This is a genomic window from Pectobacterium carotovorum (genome assembly GCF_900129615.1).
In the GTDB taxonomy this organism is placed as follows: domain Bacteria; phylum Pseudomonadota; class Gammaproteobacteria; order Enterobacterales; family Enterobacteriaceae; genus Pectobacterium; species Pectobacterium carotovorum.
Genome location: NZ_FQWI01000004.1, coordinates 130,049 through 149,718 on the forward strand (window position 1 = coordinate 130,049; position 19,670 = coordinate 149,718).

General features: G+C 54.6%; 20 protein-coding genes. 9 read left to right on the forward strand and 11 right to left on the reverse strand.

Annotated features, from left to right (window positions below; translation table 11 throughout):
* Nucleotides 1–40 precede the first annotated feature (40 nt).
* From proC to hemW, 5 genes are read left to right on the forward strand one after another with little or no spacing between them, the layout of a single operon-like run.
* Nucleotides 41–862, forward strand: a complete 822-nt coding sequence (gene proC, locus BUB06_RS10220; RefSeq protein ID WP_039470981.1) for a pyrroline-5-carboxylate reductase — start codon at nt 41–43, stop codon at nt 860–862.
* 49 nt (nt 863–911) lie between these two features.
* A complete protein-coding gene (locus tag BUB06_RS10225; RefSeq protein ID WP_010295003.1) occupies nt 912–1,466 on the forward strand; it encodes a YggT family protein in 555 nt (184 codons plus the stop codon).
* Complete coding sequence (yggU, locus tag BUB06_RS10230) at nt 1,463–1,753, forward strand: DUF167 family protein YggU (RefSeq protein WP_010295005.1); 291 nt, start codon at nt 1,463–1,465, stop codon at nt 1,751–1,753. Before BUB06_RS10225 ends, yggU begins: the two co-directional genes overlap by 4 nt.
* A gap of 31 nt (nt 1,754–1,784) precedes the next feature.
* Complete coding sequence (locus BUB06_RS10235; protein ID WP_039470191.1) at nt 1,785–2,378, forward strand: XTP/dITP diphosphatase; 594 nt, start codon at nt 1,785–1,787, stop codon at nt 2,376–2,378.
* Entirely contained in the window at nt 2,371–3,510 is a 1,140-nt protein-coding gene (gene hemW, locus BUB06_RS10240; RefSeq protein ID WP_039470189.1) for a radical SAM family heme chaperone HemW, read from the forward strand. Before BUB06_RS10235 ends, hemW begins: the two co-directional genes overlap by 8 nt.
* A gap of 94 nt (nt 3,511–3,604) precedes the next feature.
* Here hemW and BUB06_RS10245 read toward each other — a convergent pair whose 3' ends face one another.
* On the reverse strand, nt 3,605–5,149 hold the full coding sequence (locus BUB06_RS10245) for a methyl-accepting chemotaxis protein (RefSeq protein WP_039470188.1): 1,545 nt from the start codon (nt 5,147–5,149) through the stop codon (nt 3,605–3,607).
* A gap of 372 nt (nt 5,150–5,521) precedes the next feature.
* Between BUB06_RS10245 and BUB06_RS10250 the strand changes: the two genes are divergently transcribed.
* Nucleotides 5,522–5,650 carry an entericidin A/B family lipoprotein gene (locus BUB06_RS10250; RefSeq protein WP_010279129.1) on the forward strand — a complete coding sequence of 43 codons (129 nt, stop codon included), beginning with the start codon at nt 5,522–5,524 and terminating at the stop codon, nt 5,648–5,650.
* A 459-nt stretch (nt 5,651–6,109) separates the two neighbouring features.
* Here BUB06_RS10250 and BUB06_RS10255 read toward each other — a convergent pair whose 3' ends face one another.
* The 8 genes from BUB06_RS10255 to BUB06_RS10290 form a co-directional block, all read right to left on the reverse strand.
* A complete protein-coding gene (locus tag BUB06_RS10255) occupies nt 6,110–6,565 on the reverse strand; it encodes a GNAT family N-acetyltransferase (RefSeq protein ID WP_010295020.1) in 456 nt (151 codons plus the stop codon).
* 44 nt (nt 6,566–6,609) lie between these two features.
* Nucleotides 6,610–7,839 carry a lysophospholipid transporter LplT gene (gene lplT / locus BUB06_RS10260; protein ID WP_039470186.1) on the reverse strand — a complete coding sequence of 410 codons (1,230 nt, stop codon included), beginning with the start codon at nt 7,837–7,839 and terminating at the stop codon, nt 6,610–6,612.
* The gene (gene aas / locus BUB06_RS10265) at nt 7,836–10,007 is read right to left on the reverse strand and encodes a bifunctional acyl-ACP--phospholipid O-acyltransferase/long-chain-fatty-acid--ACP ligase (protein ID WP_039470185.1); all 2,172 of its coding nucleotides are present in this window, start codon (nt 10,005–10,007) and stop codon (nt 7,836–7,838) included. The genes lplT and aas overlap by 4 nt, the downstream gene beginning before the upstream one ends.
* 406 nt (nt 10,008–10,413) lie before the next feature.
* Nucleotides 10,414–10,887, reverse strand: a complete 474-nt coding sequence (locus tag BUB06_RS10270; protein WP_039470184.1) for a GNAT family N-acetyltransferase — start codon at nt 10,885–10,887, stop codon at nt 10,414–10,416.
* 2 nt (nt 10,888–10,889) lie between these two features.
* Nucleotides 10,890–11,657: an FCD domain-containing protein gene (locus BUB06_RS10275; RefSeq protein WP_039470182.1), complete on the reverse strand. Its 768-nt coding sequence runs from the start codon at nt 11,655–11,657 to the stop codon at nt 10,890–10,892.
* Between the two features lie 134 nt (nt 11,658–11,791).
* On the reverse strand, nt 11,792–12,109 hold the full coding sequence (locus BUB06_RS10280; RefSeq protein WP_010295033.1) for a PTS sugar transporter subunit IIB: 318 nt from the start codon (nt 12,107–12,109) through the stop codon (nt 11,792–11,794).
* 29 nt (nt 12,110–12,138) lie between these two features.
* A complete protein-coding gene (locus tag BUB06_RS10285) occupies nt 12,139–13,575 on the reverse strand; it encodes a glycoside hydrolase family 1 protein (protein ID WP_039470179.1) in 1,437 nt (478 codons plus the stop codon).
* Nucleotides 13,576–13,599: 24 nt separating this feature from the next.
* Nucleotides 13,600–14,937 carry a PTS sugar transporter subunit IIC gene (locus tag BUB06_RS10290; protein ID WP_039470177.1) on the reverse strand — a complete coding sequence of 446 codons (1,338 nt, stop codon included), beginning with the start codon at nt 14,935–14,937 and terminating at the stop codon, nt 13,600–13,602.
* 254 nt (nt 14,938–15,191) lie between these two features.
* On the opposite strand from BUB06_RS10290, the gene BUB06_RS10295 reads away from it, so the two are divergent.
* Together BUB06_RS10295 and BUB06_RS10300 are read left to right on the forward strand one after the other, a co-directional pair.
* On the forward strand, nt 15,192–15,536 hold the full coding sequence (locus tag BUB06_RS10295) for a PTS lactose/cellobiose transporter subunit IIA (protein ID WP_039470176.1): 345 nt from the start codon (nt 15,192–15,194) through the stop codon (nt 15,534–15,536).
* A 133-nt stretch (nt 15,537–15,669) separates the two neighbouring features.
* On the forward strand, nt 15,670–16,683 hold the full coding sequence (locus BUB06_RS10300; protein WP_039470175.1) for a LacI family DNA-binding transcriptional regulator: 1,014 nt from the start codon (nt 15,670–15,672) through the stop codon (nt 16,681–16,683).
* 53 nt (nt 16,684–16,736) lie between these two features.
* Here the strand turns inward: BUB06_RS10300 and BUB06_RS10305 are convergent, their stop codons facing one another.
* The gene (locus BUB06_RS10305) at nt 16,737–17,291 is read right to left on the reverse strand and encodes a helix-turn-helix domain-containing protein (RefSeq protein ID WP_039470979.1); all 555 of its coding nucleotides are present in this window, start codon (nt 17,289–17,291) and stop codon (nt 16,737–16,739) included.
* A gap of 176 nt (nt 17,292–17,467) precedes the next feature.
* On the opposite strand from BUB06_RS10305, the gene BUB06_RS10310 reads away from it, so the two are divergent.
* A complete protein-coding gene (locus BUB06_RS10310) occupies nt 17,468–18,364 on the forward strand; it encodes a DMT family transporter (protein WP_039470174.1) in 897 nt (298 codons plus the stop codon).
* A gap of 19 nt (nt 18,365–18,383) precedes the next feature.
* Here the strand turns inward: BUB06_RS10310 and lysA are convergent, their stop codons facing one another.
* The gene (gene lysA / locus BUB06_RS10315) at nt 18,384–19,646 is read right to left on the reverse strand and encodes a diaminopimelate decarboxylase (RefSeq protein ID WP_039470172.1); all 1,263 of its coding nucleotides are present in this window, start codon (nt 19,644–19,646) and stop codon (nt 18,384–18,386) included.
* Nucleotides 19,647–19,670: the final 24 nt, after the last annotated feature.

Below are 19,670 nucleotides of genomic sequence, written 5' to 3' on the forward strand. Positions count from 1 at the left end.
GACAGAATACAAACGGAACAGGTGATCAGCGATAATGCAGATGCAGCAACGTAAAATAGCGTTTATTGGTGCCGGGAATATGGCGCAGGCCATTATCGCCGGATTGGTCAACGGCGGTTATCCCGCTCAACACATCAGCGTCTGCGCCCCTTCGGGTAAAAACCGCGATGCGCTGGCTGCACAGTATGGCGTGATCAGCAGCGCGGACAATGTACGTTGCGCTCAGGAAGCGGACGTCATTGTGCTGGCCGTCAAGCCGCAGATGATGGCAACGGTTTGCGAACCGCTACGTGAACAGGTCAACTTCAGCGGTAAGTTGGTGCTTTCGATTGCGGCAGGCATCAACATCGTCCGTTTCCAGGCACTGCTGGGCGAGCCACTGAATATCGTGCGAATTATGCCAAACACGCCGTCTCTGGTCGGCAAAGGCATGAGCGGGATGTATGCCCCCGCCTCCGTCAGTCAGGCAGATAAAAACTTCACCGCACAGCTGATGCAGAGCGTCGGTAAAATTTGCTGGGTGGAGAGCGAACAAGGTATTAACAGCGTGATCGCCGCAGCGGGCAGCGCACCGGCCTATTTCTTCCTGTTTATGGAAGCGATGCAGCAGGAAGCCATTCGTCAGGGGTTCAGCCAGGAAACGGCTCGCCTACTGGTGCAACAGGCCGCGTCCGGCGCTGCCGCACTGGTTGAAGCCAATCCCGATACGCCGCTATCGACCCTGCGGGAAAATGTGACGTCCAAGGGCGGTACCACGGCAGAAGCCCTGCGGGTATTTAACGAACAGCAGTTGACGCAAACCGTGGCTGAAGCCATGCAGGCGGCAATTGCTCGCGCACAGGAAATGGAAACGCTTTTTTAACCAAAGCGGGTTCCCCGATTCTTTATCTTATTAAGGAAAAGACGTACTTATGCTCACGCTGACTTTTCTGGTCAAAACGCTGGTCGACCTCTATGTAATGGTCCTGCTGCTACGCATCTGGATGCAGTGGTCACGCAGCGATTTCTATAACCCGCTGTCGCAGTTTGTCGTCAAAATCACCCAGCCGATTGTCGGGCCGCTACGCCGCATTCTGCCGTCGCTGGGGCCGATTGACAGCGCCTCGCTGCTGCTGGCCTTTATTCTCACGACGATCAAATACCCGTTACTGCTGTTGATTCAGGTTGGCGCGATTTCCCTTAGCCCAATGAACCTGCTGGTCGGGCTCATTTCGCTAATTAAATCCGCGGGCTATCTGGTTTTCTGGGTCATCATCATCCGTTCGATTATGAGCTGGGTCAGCCAGGGCCGTAGCCCCATCGAGTATCTGTTGCATCAGTTGACCGAACCGCTGATGGCGCCGCTCCGCCGCATTATTCCGGTTATGGGCGGCATCGATTTCTCCGCGATGGCGGTGATTCTGATTCTGTATATGCTCAACTATCTGGGCATGGACCTGTTCCCGGGGCTGTGGTTCCTGCTGTGAGTGCTATTACCCGCCACGGCGATGCGCTGGTGATTCGGCTGTATATTCAGCCGAAAGCCAGCCGGGATCAGATCGTGGGTTTGCATGGCGACGAACTGAAAGTCGCCATCACCGCTCCGCCAGTTGATGGGCAGGCCAATGCCCATCTGACTAAATTCCTCGCCAAACAGTTTCGAGTCGCCAAGAGTCTGGTCGTGATTGAAAAAGGCGAACTCGGACGGCATAAACAGATTAGAATTACCCATCCGCAACACATCCCGGCTGACGTCGCGGGCTTCATTGAATAAACACGATTGAATAAATACGCAGGACAAGACGATGCAAAAAGTGGTTTTGGCTACCGGAAACCCCGGTAAAGTGCGCGAGCTCGCCAGCTTGCTGGCCGATTTCGGTCTGGATATTGTCGCTCAGACTGAGCTAGGTGTGGATTCCGCCGAAGAAACCGGCCTGACCTTTATCGAAAACGCCATCCTGAAAGCACGTCATGCGGCACAAATCACGGGATTGCCAGCGATTGCCGATGATTCCGGTCTGGCTGTCGATGCACTGGGCGGCGCACCGGGCATTTACTCGGCACGCTACGCGGGTGTGGATGCCAGCGACCAGCAAAATCTGGATAAGCTGCTGCTGACACTAAAAGACGTGCCGGACGAACAGCGCCGTGCCAGCTTCCACTGCGTGCTGGTGTATCTGCGCCACGCGGAAGACCCGACGCCGATTGTCTGCCACGGTAGCTGGCAAGGTGTGCTGACGCATGAAGCCGCAGGTAGCGGTGGCTTCGGCTATGACCCGATCTTCTTCGTGCCAGAGTTGGGTAAAACAGCGGCGGAACTGACGCGTGAAGAGAAGAACGCGCAGTCTCACCGCGGCCAGGCGCTGCGCCTGTTGCTGGATGCGCTACGCAATGCTTAAGCTTCCCCCGCTCAGCCTGTACATTCATATTCCGTGGTGCGTACAGAAATGTCCGTATTGCGACTTCAATTCTCACGCGCTGAAAGGCGACGTGCCGCATCAGGAATATGTCGATCATCTGCTGGCGGATCTGGATGCTGATTTGCCGCTGGCGAGCGGTCGTGAACTGCACTCGATCTTTATCGGCGGCGGCACGCCAAGCCTGCTGAGCGCGGAAGCGATGCAGGCGCTGCTCGACGGCGTGCGGGCGAGAATTCCGCTAACACCGGATGCCGAAATTACGATGGAAGCCAATCCCGGTACGGTTGAAGCCGACCGTTTCAGCGGCTATCAGCGCGCGGGCATTAACCGTATCTCCATCGGCGTTCAGAGTTTCGATCCACAGAAGCTGACGCGCTTAGGGCGTATTCACGGCCCAGACGAAGCCAGACGCGCCGCGCACCTGGCGACCGGTCTGGAATTACGCAGCTTTAATCTGGACCTGATGCACGGCTTGCCGGATCAATCACTGGACGAAGCGTTGGACGACCTGCGTCAGGCCATTGCGCTCAATCCGCCGCATTTATCGTGGTATCAGTTGACTATCGAGCCCAATACACTGTTTAGTTCGCGCCCGCCTACGCTGCCGGACGACGACGCGCTGTGGGACATCTACGAGCAGGGCCACGCGTTACTGAGTGCAGCGGGCTACCAGCAATATGAAACCTCCGCCTATGCCAAACCGGGCTACCAGTGTCAGCACAACCTGAACTACTGGCGTTTCGGTGACTATTTGGGGATTGGCTGTGGGGCACACGGCAAGCTGACCTTCAGCGACGGCCGCATTCTGCGCACAGTCAAAGTCCGCCATCCGCGTGGCTATATGCAGGGTACGTATCTGGATAAACAGCACGACGTCGCCAACGACGATCGGCCTTTTGAGTTTTTCATGAACCGCTTTCGCCTGCTGGAAGCCGCTCCGCGCGCGGATTTCACGGCGTACACCGGTCTGGACGAGCACTGCATCCGCCCGCAGTTGGATCTGGCACTGGCGCAAGGCTATCTGACGGAAACCGCCACGCACTGGCAAATCACCGAACACGGCAAACTGTTTCTGAACTCCCTGCTGGAGCTGTTTCTGGCGGAAGAGTAACGATAACTCAGTGGGCACGTTTTCTCTGAAAAACCTGCCCACCGCTTCCCACCCTATTTCTCCTTTTGGGTGATGACTTAAAAGCGTTATTTATTCACAGCCTGAATGTCTCCACGATGAGGCGCAGACTCTGAGCCTGTTCAGAAAGTGACTGAGAGGCGGTTGACGACTCCTCCACTAATGCAGAGTTGTTCTGTGTCACCCCATCCATCTGGCTCACGGCCACACTCACCTGGGAGATCCCCTGCATCTGCTCAGCCGACGACAGGGCTATGCCATCCATTGATGTGGCGAGATCTTCAACCAAATTAATGACTTTCATACTGTTTTGGCCGGTTTCATTGGCCACCATCACGCCGCATTCAACCTGACTCACCGTCTGCTCTATCAGTGACTTGATATCTTTTGCCGCCGTGGAACTACGTTGCGCCAGGGTCCTGACTTCTGATGCCACCACAGCAAACCCACGTCCGCTTTCACCGGCACGCGCGGCTTCTACCGCAGCGTTGAGCGCAAGGATGTTGGTCTGAAATGCAATACTCTCGATGACCGAGGTAATGTCTCTCACCTTAGAGGCACTTTGCGAAATACCGCCCATGGTATCCGACATGCGTCTGACGTCCTTTTCGCCATTTTTTACCAGTAAAGCCGTATCCCTTGCTGCGTTAGCCGTCTGCCTGGCCATTGCGCTGTTACTCTGAACAGCGGTCGTCAACTGCTCCATACTTGCCGCCGTCTGCTGAAGTGCAGCCGCCTGCTCTTCAGTGCGAGAAGCCAGCTCATTGTTACCCTTTGAGATTTCATCTGATGACAGCGCAACAGAAGCGGAGCCATCCTTAATATCTGAGACGATGCCACGAAGCCGCTCCTGCATTCCAGATAGCGAGGCCATCAGGCTGCGGGTATCATTTTTTCGCAGTTGAACGGCTGAGGACAGATTTCCTTGTGAAATACTATAAGCGAGACGCTGTGCGTCGGCAGGTTCTCCACCGAGTTCACTCATCAGTTTACGAATCAGATAAATACTGGTGGACAAGCCAAACACCACTGCGATGGCTAACAGCACCAGTAAGATGATGTAAGCATGTTCAGTCGTTTTACTGTTTTTTGCGACAGCATCATCAGACCGTTGAGTGAGCTCCTGGCCCATGAGGGTCAGCCCGTCAATCAGAGGAACCTGAGCCGGCCTTACGGTCTCCAGAAGAAACTTCACTGTGGCTGCATTATCTTTCCCTAAAGCTATGGGGATCGTGTTGCTGAACGAATCCAGCGCATTTTTTTCGCTGTTCTCTATCAATTCGAATGCTTTAAATTCGGTGCTATTAGTAGACCGATCAATCATCTGCCCCAGCAGCGTACTGCTGTCAGTGAACCGTTGCTTTAATTTTTCGAGCCGAGCAGATTGCTCCTCAATACCTTTTTCATCGGTAAATAACGCAAGATTTCTTACTGTTATCGCCATGTCGCGCTGAATAAGCGTCAGGTCTGTGATCAGTTTTGTTTTTTGCATATCCCCCTGAACCACGGATTCAAGGGTGCTTTTTGCCTGATACAACGAATGAATGGCAACCACTATGCACACGGAGAAGAAAATAATTAACGTGCCAAAACCGGAACCGAGTCGTGTTGAGATTTTCATGAGTCTTTACTGGAAAGAGGGAGGGTTACGACTATTTTCGGCATAAATGTGAAGATCTTTATTCAGAAAAAATCTCAAGGTATCCGTCATGATGGCATCCATTCCATAAATGCATCCTGGGTAAAATCAGGACATTAATTTAATTAATGCAATTGAAAAACTCAGCCAGTATCCCTTGGTAATCACATCTGTGCAGCAACAGAGCCAGATTCCGCTCTAAGCAACTACACATAAGCCGCAACATAATCTCAAACAATATCAGCTGGTTCAGGGATCTCGAGGATTGAATTTTCACCTGCGGTTATGACACAGTAGAAACCTATCACGCACGACTTATCACACCTGTTTATCAACCACCTGCGGGTAACGATGATGAAACGTATAACAACAATCGTAGTAGCGCTGCTGGTCACGGCAGCATTGAGCGGCTGTAACACCACGCGCGGCTTTGGCCAGGATGTGCAAAAACTGGGTAGTAAAATCTCCCACGCTGCTAGCTAACCCGTCGTCAAATAACAAAAAACCGGCAATACGCTATGCCGGTTTTTTCTTTACGCCACAATCCCAATAACTTCCGCTACATGCCCCCTCTAAAACGAATGAATTTCCAGAACAAACGACAACATTCTGGATTTAATCTTTTCATTTTTATGATGTTACGCGCGTAAAGAATCACGCAGAGACGAACATGACCACCGGATGAACGGCATGGATGCCGTGAAAGCCAGCGCCGCGTCGGGAACGCGTCGCTGGTGGTCCGGACAGCGGGCATGAACGTCGAAGGCACCGCGAAGCGGCGTGATTCCCCGCAAGAAGCCTGGGGTCACGGGGCAGCGGCGATTGAGCTGCACCGTGTCGGGCGCATACGGCAACGGTTGCAAAGATAGCCTTAATCAACGCGCACGAAACATTTATGGCACTGACAGAATGCTAAATCCAGGTTTTTAGGAATCTCTAATTTCAGAACGCCGACAGCATATCAATATGCGGAATGCCGTCTTCGTCGTACTCCTCACCGGTCACCACAAAACCAAACGCGCCGTAGAACGCTTGCAAATGAGCCTGCGCGGACAGGAACAGATGCTTTTGCGGCCAGTGGCGCGCGCAGGCAATCAGCGTGTGTTCCATCAGTTGATGCCCCAGATGTTGCCCGCGGGCATGCGGCGCGACAATCACGCGCCCAATCGTCACCACATCGTTGTTCGGATGGGGAGCAAGCAGCCGGGCGCAGGCAGCCAGCTTGCCGTCACGGTACGCCGTAATATGGCGATTGCCGTCCACCAGATCGCGGCCATCAATATCCAAATAGGGGCAGGTTTGCTCGACCACGAATACCTGATTGCGCAGCGCCAATATGTCATGCAGTGAATACACGTTAAGGTCTGCTACATCCCAGTCATGCCATATCAGACTCATTTCCACCTTTCCCCATTACACAATACGTTCATTACACGATACGTTTATTCTTTACCTGCGCCGACGGAACGATCGCGGCGCTTAGCCAGAATCAGCCATGCCCACAGCAGCGCAATTGCCAGCGCAAACAATGCACCAAAGCCAATCCCGATGGTGATGACCGACACACCCAGTTTCACCACCAGAGAATAGAGCCCCAGCATTAACAGCATAGCGCCGTTCTCACCCAAATTCTGTACGGCGATCGCATTACCCGCACCGACGCTGGCCTTCCCACGTTCCTGCAACAGCGCATTCAGCGGGACGATGAAGAACCCACCCAACGCCCCCAGCAGAATCAGCAGCGAGTAGGCGCTCATGAGGTTATGCTGAAGCGTGAAAATCACCACTACCACGCCGATGAGGAACCCCGCAGGCAGGCAGCGCCGTACATTATCGAGCGTCACCAGCTTCGCAGCCGCACCCGCACCCGCCACGATGCCCACGGCGACCATCGCGTTAAGCAGCGTCGGCGTTGCATTGTCGGTTATACCGAGCGCATGCGGCACCCACAGTACCAGCAGAAAGCGCAGGGTCACGCCCGCGCCCCAGAACATACTGGTCCCAATCAGCGACAGCCTGGCATCACCATCGCGCCACAGCACCCGACAGGCGGAAAAGAAGCTGCTCACCATCTGCACCGGATGCCACGGCTGCCCTGGTCGCGCCGCGCTGAGACGAGGAATCAGCATATTCGCTCCCAGCGCTATGCCGTAAGCCACCGCACAAACCGACAGCGCCCCGTAAATGTTCCAGTCCGCCAGCACGCCGCCAGCGACGGAACCGGTCAGGATCGCCGCAATCGTCGAGGCTTCCATCAAACCATTGGCTTTGACCAACTGATCGCCGCGCGTGATCTCACCCAGAATGCCGTATTTCGCCGGTGAATAAGCGGCAGCGCCAATCCCCACCAGCGTATACCCCAGAAACGGATTCCCGCCCACGCAAATCAGCAGCGCCCCTGCCAGCTTCAGGGTATTGGCGAACATCATCACCTGCCCTTTGGAGAAGCTGTCCGCAATTTGCCCGACAAACGGTGCCAGAATGATGTACGCGGCGACAAACCCCATCTGCAAAAACGGCTGGCTCCAGTCGGGATACACCAGCTGTTTGATCAGCGCTAAGGTGGCAAACAGCAGCGCGTTATCACCAAACGCGGAGAAGAACTGCGCGATAATCACCGCGCTCATACTGCGCGACAGCAAAGGCGTCGCGGGTTCAGTCTGTTGACTCATGCATTCGACTCCGATGCGTTAGTGACGGACTCTTCGGCCATCTGGCGCAGCGTGACAAAGTCAGGCTTGCCGCTGCCGAGTAGCGGTAAGGCTTTCACATAGCGAATATCGCGCGGCACCGCCAGTTCCGGTACACCGCTGCTGCGTGCCTGCGCAAGCAATGCGTCACGGGTTATCTGGTTGTCCGTCGTAAACAGCACCAGCGCTTCGCCTTTGCTGCTGTCGCTTTTCGCACTAGCCGCATGCTGCGCTTCCGGCGATATCTTCACCGCCAGCTGTTCCACGCTTTCCAGCGACACCATCTCCCCCGCCAGTTTGGCAAAGCGCTTCACGCGGCCGATGATGGTGCAGAAGCCTCTTTCATCCAGTTCGACAATATCACCCGTGTCATACCAGCCCTGCTGCAACTCGCCCTGTGCGTTTTCTGCCGCCGGCGCTTCAAGCACGCCGGGGTTTTCCACCCGCAGATAGCCTTTCATGATATTCGGCCCGCGCAGTTGCAGACGGCCACCGCGCGTGATGCCCGGCACCGTAATCAAACGCGATTCGATTTCCGGCAACAGCTTGCCGACGGAATGGATTTTCGTTGCCATCGGCACGTTGATCGCCACCACCGGCGCGCATTCGGTCACGCCGTATCCTTCCAAAATGCGGATACCAAATTTATCCTGCCAAACCTGACGCGTGGTTTCAGACAGCTTTTCTGCCCCCGCAACCACATAGCGCAGACGAGCAAAATCATACGGATGGGCAAAGCGCGCGTAGTTGCCTAAGAACGTTGACGTTCCAAACAGCACGGTGCAGTTCTGGTCATAAACCAGCTCTGGCACAATGCGATAGTGCAGCGGGCTGGGGTAGAGAAACACGCGAGCGCCCGTCATTAGCGGCGTTAACAGCCCCACCGTCAGGCCAAACGCATGGAACAGCGGCAGCGCGGACATAAAGCGGTCGCGCGGCGTGAAATCCGCCACCGTACGAATCTGCTCAACGTTCGCCAGCAGGCTGTCATGGGAATGCACGACGCCTTTCGGATTCCCCTCGGAACCGGAGGTAAACAGCACGATGGCTGCATCGTCAGGTTTCTGCGGCAGCATCGCGCGGGCAGGAAACAGCAAATGAAACAGGATCCACAGCTTATCGGTCAGCGTCACGGTGTCTTTCAAATCTTCCAGATAGACCCAGTTGGCCTCGCTAACCTGCTTCGGCAAATCCGTCAGCTTGCCCTTTTCAAGAAACTGGCGAGACGTGACGATGGTTTTGATCCCCGCCGCTTTCATCGCGCTTTGTAGCCCTTTCGCACCCGCGGTGTAGTTCAGCATGGCAGGAATACGGTTACGCAGCGATGCGCCCAGGATGGATGCGGCGGTGATGGTCGCATTGGGCAACAGCATGCCGACATGTTCATCGGCGCGGGTGAAGCGCTGCAAAATGCGCGACACGCCCAGCGATTTTTTCAGTAATCCCTGATAGCTGTCTTCGTTGAAGGAGATATCCGCAATGCTGGGAGAATGCCGCCCGTAACGGGTTCTCGCCGCCAGAAAGGCCTGATACAGCGTGTGCTGCGGGCGCGTATCCATCCGCGCCTTCATCATAATCTGGTGCAAATGCTCACCGGCCAGTGCGCGGCGTTCTCTGGCACTGCTGGCTTCCGGCATCGGCAATGTAGTCGGAGGCAAATAGGTGATCGTAATCTGCGGGAGGCAGCGGCGTTTAAAGACGCCTGCCAGACGACCAAACGGCGTGAACTCTGCGCCATCAATGCGTACAGGGATAATCGTTGCACCAGATTTCGCCGCGACAAACGCCGCGCCGCTGTAAATCTTCATCAGCGATCCGGTGACGCTGATGCGCCCTTCTGGGAAAACCACGACGGGCTGACCGCGTTCGATCACCTTGATCAGCCCCTTGATCGCCAGCGGCTTGGTGGGATCTAACGGCACGAAATCGATATAAGGCTTCAGCCAGCGCATAAACCAGCGATCGGAAATGGAAGAATACACGGCAAAGACGGGTTTTATCGGTAAGAATAACGCCAGCAAAACGCCATCAAGGAACGAGACGTGATTGGGGGTGATGAGCAATTTAGATTGCTGAAACTGGCTGCTGTCGCCCTCGATCCGGATGCGGTACAGACGCTGGAACACCCAACGTAACAGGGTATGAATCATGCCTTCTCCCAATAGACAGATAAACGGGCAGCTTGCCGAAGCGCAAAAACCACCAAGCGATACGTCAAAATACTACATATGCACCATACTTCAAGCGACGGGTACACGGCTAAACGTGAAGATTGCCGACGGCACAGCATTCACATCGCATTAAAATGGCTGGAGATAACGAAAGCGGGAAATTCAGGCAAAAAAAAACCTACGCATCCGCGTAGGTTGGTGTAATCAAATGGTTTCAATGTACAGAGCACATCGATATATCACCAATCAATACCTCTGGGACTTGTAACTCTAAAGATCGCCGCTTCGCTTCACCAGCGATGAATCGAAAGAGTTATTCTATAAGTGCAACCAACTGTAAGATTCTGGTGAATCATGTAAGGCAGGCGCCTTTTCGCGCGTTTTTCTAGCTTGATAGCGACTGGTGATACAGACGCACGGACTTATCTGGATAGTCCAATCCATCGCCGATGTAATGCCAGCCGTGTTTTTCGTAATAGCCGCTAAACGTGGAGAACAGATAGAGGTCTTCAAACCCCTGACGGCGGCTGAAATCCAATACGTGCTGTTGCAGCGCGATGCCCAGCCCTTTATCGCGCTGGCTTTCTTCCACGTACAACGATGCCAGCCAGGGCGTCAGATCCTGTCGGCTGATTAAATCGCAGCGCCATAATCCCACCGTCCCGACTAAACGCTCGCCCTCCAGCGCGATAAACGTCAGCGGCAGCGCCTCTGGGTTCAGGCTATTGCGCACCACGCTGGCAAAGAATTCACGGCTGTTCTGGCTGCCGAACGCCTGCCATATCCAGTCAATCACCTGCTCTTGATGCTGAGGATGATCCGCCAGATAAACAATCTTCACCTTAGTAAGGTCTGTCATCGTTACACCAGCTTCCCTTGAAAAATCGGTACAGAATCAAATAAATAGCCGTCAAACTCCGGCGCATCAGCGTCAGAGATTTCCATCAGCGTATTTTTGACGTTTTCGAGGTGTTGCCACATGGCCTGATAAGAGCCGGACACATCGCGACGCCGCAGCGCCGCCAGAATGGCCTGATGATCCGCCAGCCATTTCAGGCGATAGCCCTGCGTTCCGACGTGGGTATAAAGCTGCTGCCAGAGCGCATTATCGTCACGGCACGCCCAGATATTGCTGACCGTTTCCAGCAGCATCTGGTTTTGCGTCGCACCGGCAATTTGCAGATGGAACAGGCGATCGAAATCGCCGCGGTAATCTTTTCCGGCAATCGCGGCCTGTTCTTGTTCCAGCGTCTTACGCAGGTTTTCGATATCCGCCCGCGTTGCCATACGGGCCGCAAACGCCGCAATGTTGCTTTCCAGCAGTTGGCGAGCCTGTAGCATTTCAAACGCGCCGATATGGTTTTTGCCACCGTCTGCCGCGTCGTCTTCATCAGGAATACGCAAGACATAAACCCCGGAGCCCTGACGAATATCGACTGTGCCTTCCAGCTCAAGCATCAGTAGTGCTTCGCGCACTATCGTCCGGCTAACGCCATAGGTTTCCGCAATATTTCGTTCAGGAGGAAGGCGCGATCCGACGGGGTAATCCCCTGACTGAATCTTCTGACGCAAATCACAGCCGATTTCCTGATATTGCTTCTTCTCTTGCAGAACCACATCCTTCGCCACGCTTTCACCCTACATGCACTGTCGCTCTGAGTGCGGGCGTTAGGCCCGCTCTGATTGTGCCCGTCATACGTCAAGCTGCAACTTGAATGATGACAGGCATGTCTACAGCCGCGTACTGACACAGCGGTAGCGCGCTAGTTTACCAAACTCAGCGCCTGATCCAGTACTTTTGCGCCATTTAATGTGCCGTAGGCGACGGGGTCGATCACCGCGATAGGAATCTGGTAGCCGTCCGTCAGCTTTTTATTCTCGTTAAGCTTGAAGCGCACCTGCGGCCCCAGCAGAACCGCAATAATGTCGCCGCCAAACTCCTGCAACTCATCACGCAAGTTTTGCTCTGGGATCGCGTAGATCTTCAATTCCATCCCCCGCGTTTCCGCTTCCTTTTCCATCTTGGTGACCACCAGTGAGGTCGACATTCCTGCTGAGCAGGCCAGTACGATTCTTTTCATATTCCGTTCCTCATTTTGGTTATCTGCACCTATTTCTCTTCATCATCCAGCGTCAATTCAAGCCGACGCGTGTCGTGTAGCTGACGAAACCAGGCGGCGGATTTTTTTGGCCGCCGTTGCCGATCCTGTTCTAGATCGATTTCAATTAGTCCGTAACGGTTTTTAAACGCGTTCATCGGCGAAACGTTGTCGGTAAATGCCCATAGCATGTAGCCGCGGCAGTTTGCGCCCTCTTCCTTCGCCTTCAGCGTCCAGTAAAGGTGCTCGGCAATAAACGCGATGCGGTAATCGTCCTGAATCACGCCCGCATCGTCTTTAAAGCGCGCTTCGTTCTCGATACCGATACCATTTTCCGCCACAAACCACGGCGCATTGCCGTAGTCGCGCTCTATGCGTTTTGCCATGTCGTAAATGATTTTGGGATTGATCTCCCAGCCACGCGAGGTGTTCATCCGACGCCCCGGTAGCTCAAAGTGCTCGTAGTAATAGGCTGGGTGGAACGGTGTCTCCTTATTCCACTCGCGGCTGGGCGCTTTGACCCGATGCGGGTAATACAGGTTGATCCCCACCTCATCGACCGTATTGTCCCGAATGATCGCCAGCTCTTCTTCCGTGTAATCCCACTTCACCTGATGCTGTGCCAGCAGCGCCACCAGCTCCGCCGGATATTCCCCTTTTAACGCCGGATCGAGGAAAACCCGGTTATAGAACAGATCGTAAAGGTGTGCCGCTTTCACATCGTGCGCCGCACGGGATCGCGGATACGTGACTTCGGGATTGAGGATCACGCCGATCGAGCCGCCATCCCGGTGATAACCCTGCTGTCGAAACCGCTGCACCACTTTTGCCGTCGCCAGATTTTTATGGTGATTCCACTGCATCCAGGTATGCGTGTTTTGTTCATAAGGGTAGCGTAGCGCGTCCAGATAAACGCGCGTCTGCACCACAATCGGCTCATTGAAGGTAAACCAGCGCTTCACTTTCCCGGCATAGCGGGCGAAAACCGCGTCGGCGTACAGCACAAACCACTCCACCACCTGCTTGGATGACCAGCCCTGGTATTTCTCCAGCAGGCAGGCGGGCAGCTCGTAATGTTCAAGGCAGATCATCGGTTCGATCCCCTGCCGGTGCATTTCATCCAGCAGGTTATCGATATAGGCCGCGTACTCCTCATCGACGATGCCTTTCTCATAGTCCAGCATAAAGCGCGACCAGTTGATCGATGTACGATAGTGCGTCAGCCCCGCCAGCTTCATCAGCGCCACGTCTTCCCGATAGCGATTAAAGAAGTCCGTCGCTTTTGCTGGGCCATAGCCGTTGTGCCAGACCTGACGATCCTGCTTGTACCAGAGATCCAGATAGGAATCCTGCCCGGCTTTCTTGCCGCTCCATCCTTCCGTTTGCCATGCCGATGCCGCCGCGCCCAGAATAAAATCCGGTGGAATAGTCAGTGCAACCTTACTCATGCATTACCTCTCTTCTCGTCCGTTTCAGGCTTTTTCCGCTGCGGCCTGCTTTTCTGCTTCCAACTGCGCCAGCTCGGCACGACGGGATGCCACTTTGACAAACGGCAGATAGATCAGCATCGCGACGATGATGCATACGATCTGTGTAGCGACGGCTCCCATCGATCCCGCCGTCGACAGCCAGGCGTTAATGATCGGCGGGGTCGTCCACGGCACCATCACCACGGCTTTGCCCGCAAAACCCATACTGGTGGCGAAATAGCCAATCGTGCCCGTCACTAACGGTGTGATAATGAAGGGAATAGCCAGAATTGGGTTGAGCATAATCGGCATACCAAAAATTACCGGCTCATTAATATTGAACACGCTGGGGCCGAAAGAAATTTTAGCGATCTCTTTCATCTCTTTGCGTTTAGAGGCAATCATCACCGCCAGCAGCAGGCCAATGGTGAGGCCGGAACCGCCGATGCTCATGTACACATCCCAGAACGGCATAGTGATAATGTTCGGTATCTCATGCCCCTGTTCGAACGCGGTCATGTTGACGGCAATCGCCCCCAGCAGCAGCGGTTCACGAATCGGTTTAATCATCTGGTTGCCGTGAATCCCGATCACCCAGAACAGCTGAGCGACAAACATCAGCACCAGCAAACCGGGCAGGCTTTGCACTACGGATTCCAGCGGCTGCTGTACGACTTTATAAACGGCATCATACAGGTACATGCCCGTCACGCGGTGAAACACAAACCCAAAGGTGGCAATCGCAACCACCGTGATGATGGAAGGAAACAGCGCGGAAAAAGAGGCGGCGACGTTGGGCGGCACGCTGTCCGGCATTTTAATCTGTAGCCGATCGACATTTTGCAGCTTGGTATACATCTCGACAGACAGAATGGCGATGAACATCCCCAGAAACAGGCTTTTGGTATCGGAGAACTGTTTCGCCAGCACGTCTTTCACCACCATCATCTGCCCGTTGACGGCCATTTCGATCGTGGTTGGCGTGACGGCAATAAAGCAGATCACCGCCAGCAGGCCGGGAAACAGCCCGCGTGAACCGTTAATCTTCCCAAGCTCGATACCAATCAGGAAGACGGCACCGATAGTCAGAAAGCTGAGCGTGGCGTAGTTAATGCCGCTCATAATCGGTTTAAGTTCAGCCAGAAACGAAAACATAGAAAAACTGGCCAGACCATTTTTCGGGTCCATCACCATGTTGGAAATCAGAACGGAAAACGCCCCGACGATAATGACAGGCATCAGCGTAATAAAGGATGCCTTAATCGCCATAATGTAACGCAGACTGTTAAATTTATTGGCAAAGGAGCCCAATGAATCAATCAGTTGGTCCTTAAGTGACATAACACCACCTCTTTCATCATCATATTGTTATATCGCGTGTGACACGCGGGATGGCCGTTACGCGCAGGGTAAATGCAGGTACCGCGCTTTCGCGTTTGGCATACCAAAAATCAACCATAATGAATTATTTTTCTGTGACATGATTCTCACAAGACGATATTGGAATTCCAATATGATGAAAATGTGATTTTTGGCATACCATAAATTATCAGTCGACTTAGGCTGCTTTCCTGACTGCGATAAGGACACCTACGATGAAAGACACAGAAAACGTTCCTGCATTCGATATGGAACAAACCGTGATGGAACTGCTGATTAATGCGGGTGAAGCGCGCTCAAACGCCATGATGGCCATTCAGGCCGCGCGTCAACGGGAGTGGCAACAGGCTGACGATCTGCTCGCTGCGTCACAAGAAGCGGCGCGTGCGGCTCATCGCGTTCAGACACGGCTGATCGGTCTGGACGAAGGACAAGGAAAGGTGCCCGTCAATCTGATCATGGTGCATGCACAGGATCATCTGATGACCGCCATGCTCTGCCGGGATTTGGCGGAAGAGATTGTCTTGCTACGCCGAGAAATGGCTACATCACAAAACTGACAAAAATCTGATTGAGAAACGAACATCAGGCGTTAAATCCAACAATATGCCTGTGGTAACATGCCATATGATGTTCGTAACAGGGATGAATAGGCATTTTTAGCCCGTCATCATACTCAATTAAGGTGCAGCGATGAAAACCATGCTTGAGGTGGCAAGACGTGCAGGCGTGTCTAAAGCGACCGTATCCAGAGTGCTAAACGGCACGGGTCAGGTCAAACAGGCAACACGCGATGCAGTATTTCAGGCAATGGAGGAGCTAGGCTACCGTCCTAACTTTCTGGCGCGTTCGCTGGCTCGTCGTACTTCAAACAGCATTGGTCTCGTTATTTCCAATTTTGATGGCCCCTACTTTGGCCGCCTGCTGCGCCGTGCTACGGATATCGCGGAAAGCCACGGTAAACACCTGATCGTCACCGACGGGCACGATACGCCGGAAGACGAGCAGCGTGCAGTGCAGCTTCTGTCTGACAGACAATGCGACGCCATTATTCTCTATACCCGCTATATGTCCGAAACGGATCTCATGACGCTGCTCGACACGCTGACCATTCCGATGATCGTGATGAATCGCGATCTGCCACAGGCACGTGAACGCTGTATTTTCTTCCGCCAGCAGCAGGCCGCGTTTGACGTAGTGAATTACCTGATCGAACAGGGCCACCGTGAGATCGCTTTTATCACCGCCCCCATGAAAACGCCGACGGCACAGGCGCGGCTCGCGGGTTATCAGCAGGCATTAACCACCCACCAGATCGCGCTTGAACCACGTCGGGTGGCATATGGCACCAGCATGGTCGCCAGCGGCTATCAGGCTGCACGCCAGTTGCTGGACAGCGGCGTCAGCTTTAGCGCGCTGTTTGTCAGCAACGATCACATGGCGATTGGCGCGATGAAAGCGCTGTACGAGGCGGGAAAAAAATTACCGCAGGATGTCTCCGTCTTCGGTTTTGACGATGAGCCCTGCGCGACCTATCTGCACCCTTCGCTTTCCACCGTCTACATGCCGATTGAAGAGATGGCTGCCACCGCGATTACGCAAGTGCTGGATCTGATTGCAGGCAAAGAGGTCAACCCGCTACAGCCCTTCACCGGCGAACTTAAGCTGCGTGAATCGGTGCAGAAAGGCCCGTACTACACTAAGTAAAACTCACGGTAAAACGGTTCCCCGCGCAAACAGCCTGCACGGGGTTCGCCTCTTTAGCCATGTTCAATCAGCATCACCGCGCTCGTATCCGCTTCCAACGCGTCAAACAGGTGCGGGACATCCGCCGAATAGCTGATGTAATCCCCCGCGTTCAGTTCAACAGGCTGTGCGACAGGCCCGATTCTGGCGCGGCCGCTGCTCAGAATCACATGTTCTATCGTTCCGGGCATATGCGGTTGCGAGATCCTGGCCTCGCCCGGCTGCACCTTAAGCCGATAGATATCACGCTGTACGCCTGCCGGACACGCCGCCAACAGCGTAGCGGCATAGTTTGCTTGCTCCGAATAGGTTGTTGCGCCTTCATTAGCCCGAATCACCTGTACGTGCTGGCGAGACTGGCCAATCAACTGGCTGACCTGCACGTCAAGCGCCATCGCCAGCGCCCAGAGTGTTTCCAGGCTCGGGTTACCGATCCCGGTTTCCAACTGCGAAAGCGTTGATTTAGCCAGCCCTGCACGCTTTGCCAGCTCGGTCACTGACAGATTTAACCGCTCACGCTCGCGCCGAATAGAGACAGCCAGCCGTGCGATAGGCGTAGCGACCTGCATAACATCTTGTGCACCATTTTCCTGACTATCGCTCTTCATATCGTTCACCATAACAATCAATCGTTCGACTTGACGAACATTTGATTCGTGTTCATTATTTCGCTCTGTTGTTCATTATAAAAAATTTTGTTCGCTATAGCAGCACACTTTTCACACTGACAGACAGGAAAAAAAAGATGACACCCCAGACGCGCGGCACGATAGAAATGGCTATTGCGATGATCATTTCTGGTACGGTTGGCTGGTTCGTCCTGACGGCAGATCAGCCCCCTATGACGGTAGTTTTCTGGCGCTGCGCGTTCGGCGCATTGACGATGCTGATCGTCTGCGGGCTATTAGGCTTGTTGCGGCGGGGCATCATGAACAGGAAGCAGGTTGGCCTTGCCGTACTCGGTGGACTGGCGCTGGTGCTCAACTGGACGCTGCTGTTCGGCGCTTATGCACACGCCTCTATCGCCGTCGCCACCGTGGTTTATCACACACAGCCCTTTATGCTCGTGGGGCTAGGCGCGCTCTTTTTCAGGGAAACGCTGACCCTCAACAAAACCAGCTGGTTACTGTGCGCCTTTGCAGGCATCGTCCTGATCGTCAGCGCCCAAACGGAGGCCGACAGCGATGGCAAAGGCTATCTCTCTGGCGTACTGATGGCATTAGGTGCTGCGTTCTTTTATGCCATTGCAGCCGCGATAACGAAAAAGCTGTCAGGAATTCCGCCGCATGTGCTGGTGCTGATACAGCTGCTCGTTGGCGTTATGGTTCTTGCGCCCTTCGCGGCAATACCTGCTTCTCCTACGGCTTCACAGTGGGGAATGCTTGTGGCGATTGGCGTGATCCATACCGGCCTGATGTCGACGCTCTTGTACAGCGCGATCCAGAAGATCCCGACCGCGCTGGTTGGCGCACTGTCGTTTATCTATCCCGTTATCGCGGCGCTGGTAGACTGGGCGGCTTTTGGGCATCGGTTGGATACCATGCAGCTTGCCGGGGCGGTCGCAATTCTGCTGTCCGCCGCCGGAATGACGTTCGGCTGGCGCATCACGTTCTGGGGGAAAAGCAGAGCGCTTCTCCCCTGATACTACCGAATAAAACCGATTAAAGCGCTTCCAGCGCCAGCAGCTCCTCCAGCGTCTGACGACGGCGAATCAGGCGCGGTTCGCCGTTTTCAAACAGCACTTCCGGCAGCAGCGGACGGCTGTTGTAGTTAGAAGACATGGATGCACCGTACGCACCGGTGTCATGGAACACCAGATAGTCGCCAACCTGCGCATCCGGCAGCGCGAACGTTTCCACGCCGCCACCCGCCTGCTGGGTGAACACATCGCCGGATTCACACAGCGGCCCGGCAATCACACTGTCGCGCATCGTGGACTGGCTGATATTGCGGCCATCGCCCGGCAGCAGAGAAACATGGTGATAGCTGCCGTACATCGCCGGACGCATCAGATCGTTAAATCCGGCATCGACCAGCACAAAGTGGCGACTTCCCATCGATTTTATCGCCCGAACTTCCGCCACCAGCACGCCGGATTCCGCGACCAGAAAACGTCCCGGCTCGATTTCCAACGTCACCGGATGGCCAAGGTGCGCAGCAATTTTCTCGCGCGCCGCGTTCCACAGCCCGTAGTAGTGTTCAGTATCAATCGCTTCTTCGCCGTGGCGATACGGAATCGACAGCCCGCCGCCCGCTGAAATCGCCTCGATATCCTGGCCCAGCTCAACGACCTGCTGCACCATCGCCTCGCACACCTGTTCCAGATGGCCGTAATCAACGCCGGAACCAATGTGCATGTGGATCCCCACCAGCTTCAGCTGATAGCGTTGAATATGCGCCAACGCCAGCGGCAAATCGCCGTACCAGATACCGTGCTTGCTGTTCTCGCCGCCGGTATTGGTTTTCTGGCTGTGGCCATGACCAAAGCCTGGATTCACACGCAGCCACACCGGATGCCCCGGTGACTGCTGCCCGAGCTGTTCCAGCATATCGACTGAACCGGCGTTCACCGGAATGTTCAGTTCGGAAACGCGTTGCAGCGTCGGGCGATCCAGCAGATCGGCGGTAAACACGATCTCATGCGCATCGGTACCCGGTACAAACCCCGCAATCAGCGCACGCTCGATCTCCCCCAGCGATACCGAATCCACTTTCACACCCTGCTCACGCATCAGGCGCAAAATATGCGTGTTGGAACACGCCTTCTGCGCGAAGCGGATCGTATCGAACTGGCGCAGTTGGGCAATGCGGTTAACGATGGTCTGCGCATCATAGGCCCAAACCGGACAACCAAAGCGGGCAGGCAGTTCACGCAGGCTTTGCGCGTTCAGAGCATGGGTTACGTCATTCAGATCGTGTGGCATAAAAAGTTACCGATTTACAGGGTT

Bases quoted from the DNA above. Each gene is read 5' to 3' on its own strand.
- BUB06_RS10245 (WP_039470188.1), bottom strand. From the start codon at position 5,149: ATGAAAATCTCAACACGACTCGGTTCCGGTTTTGGCACGTTAATTATT.
- BUB06_RS10310 (WP_039470174.1), top strand. From the start codon at position 17,468: ATGACACCCCAGACGCGCGGCACGATAGAAATGGCTATTGCGATGATC.
- hemW (WP_039470189.1), top strand. From the start codon at position 2,371: ATGCTTAAGCTTCCCCCGCTCAGCCTGTACATTCATATTCCGTGGTGC.
- BUB06_RS10305 (WP_039470979.1), bottom strand. From the start codon at position 17,291: ATGCAGGTCGCTACGCCTATCGCACGGCTGGCTGTCTCTATTCGGCGC.
- BUB06_RS10285 (WP_039470179.1), bottom strand. From the start codon at position 13,575: ATGAGTAAGGTTGCACTGACTATTCCACCGGATTTTATTCTGGGCGCG.
- BUB06_RS10225 (WP_010295003.1), top strand. From the start codon at position 912: ATGCTCACGCTGACTTTTCTGGTCAAAACGCTGGTCGACCTCTATGTA.
- lysA (WP_039470172.1), bottom strand. From the start codon at position 19,646: ATGCCACACGATCTGAATGACGTAACCCATGCTCTGAACGCGCAAAGC.
- BUB06_RS10280 (WP_010295033.1), bottom strand. From the start codon at position 12,109: ATGAAAAGAATCGTACTGGCCTGCTCAGCAGGAATGTCGACCTCACTG.
- BUB06_RS10270 (WP_039470184.1), bottom strand. From the start codon at position 10,887: ATGACAGACCTTACTAAGGTGAAGATTGTTTATCTGGCGGATCATCCT.
- BUB06_RS10295 (WP_039470176.1), top strand. From the start codon at position 15,192: ATGAAAGACACAGAAAACGTTCCTGCATTCGATATGGAACAAACCGTG.
- proC (WP_039470981.1), top strand. From the start codon at position 41: ATGCAGCAACGTAAAATAGCGTTTATTGGTGCCGGGAATATGGCGCAG.
- aas (WP_039470185.1), bottom strand. From the start codon at position 10,007: ATGATTCATACCCTGTTACGTTGGGTGTTCCAGCGTCTGTACCGCATC.
- BUB06_RS10235 (WP_039470191.1), top strand. From the start codon at position 1,785: ATGCAAAAAGTGGTTTTGGCTACCGGAAACCCCGGTAAAGTGCGCGAG.
- BUB06_RS10250 (WP_010279129.1), top strand. From the start codon at position 5,522: ATGAAACGTATAACAACAATCGTAGTAGCGCTGCTGGTCACGGCAGCA.
- BUB06_RS10300 (WP_039470175.1), top strand. From the start codon at position 15,670: ATGAAAACCATGCTTGAGGTGGCAAGACGTGCAGGCGTGTCTAAAGCG.
- BUB06_RS10255 (WP_010295020.1), bottom strand. From the start codon at position 6,565: ATGAGTCTGATATGGCATGACTGGGATGTAGCAGACCTTAACGTGTAT.
- BUB06_RS10290 (WP_039470177.1), bottom strand. From the start codon at position 14,937: ATGTCACTTAAGGACCAACTGATTGATTCATTGGGCTCCTTTGCCAAT.
- lplT (WP_039470186.1), bottom strand. From the start codon at position 7,839: ATGAGTCAACAGACTGAACCCGCGACGCCTTTGCTGTCGCGCAGTATG.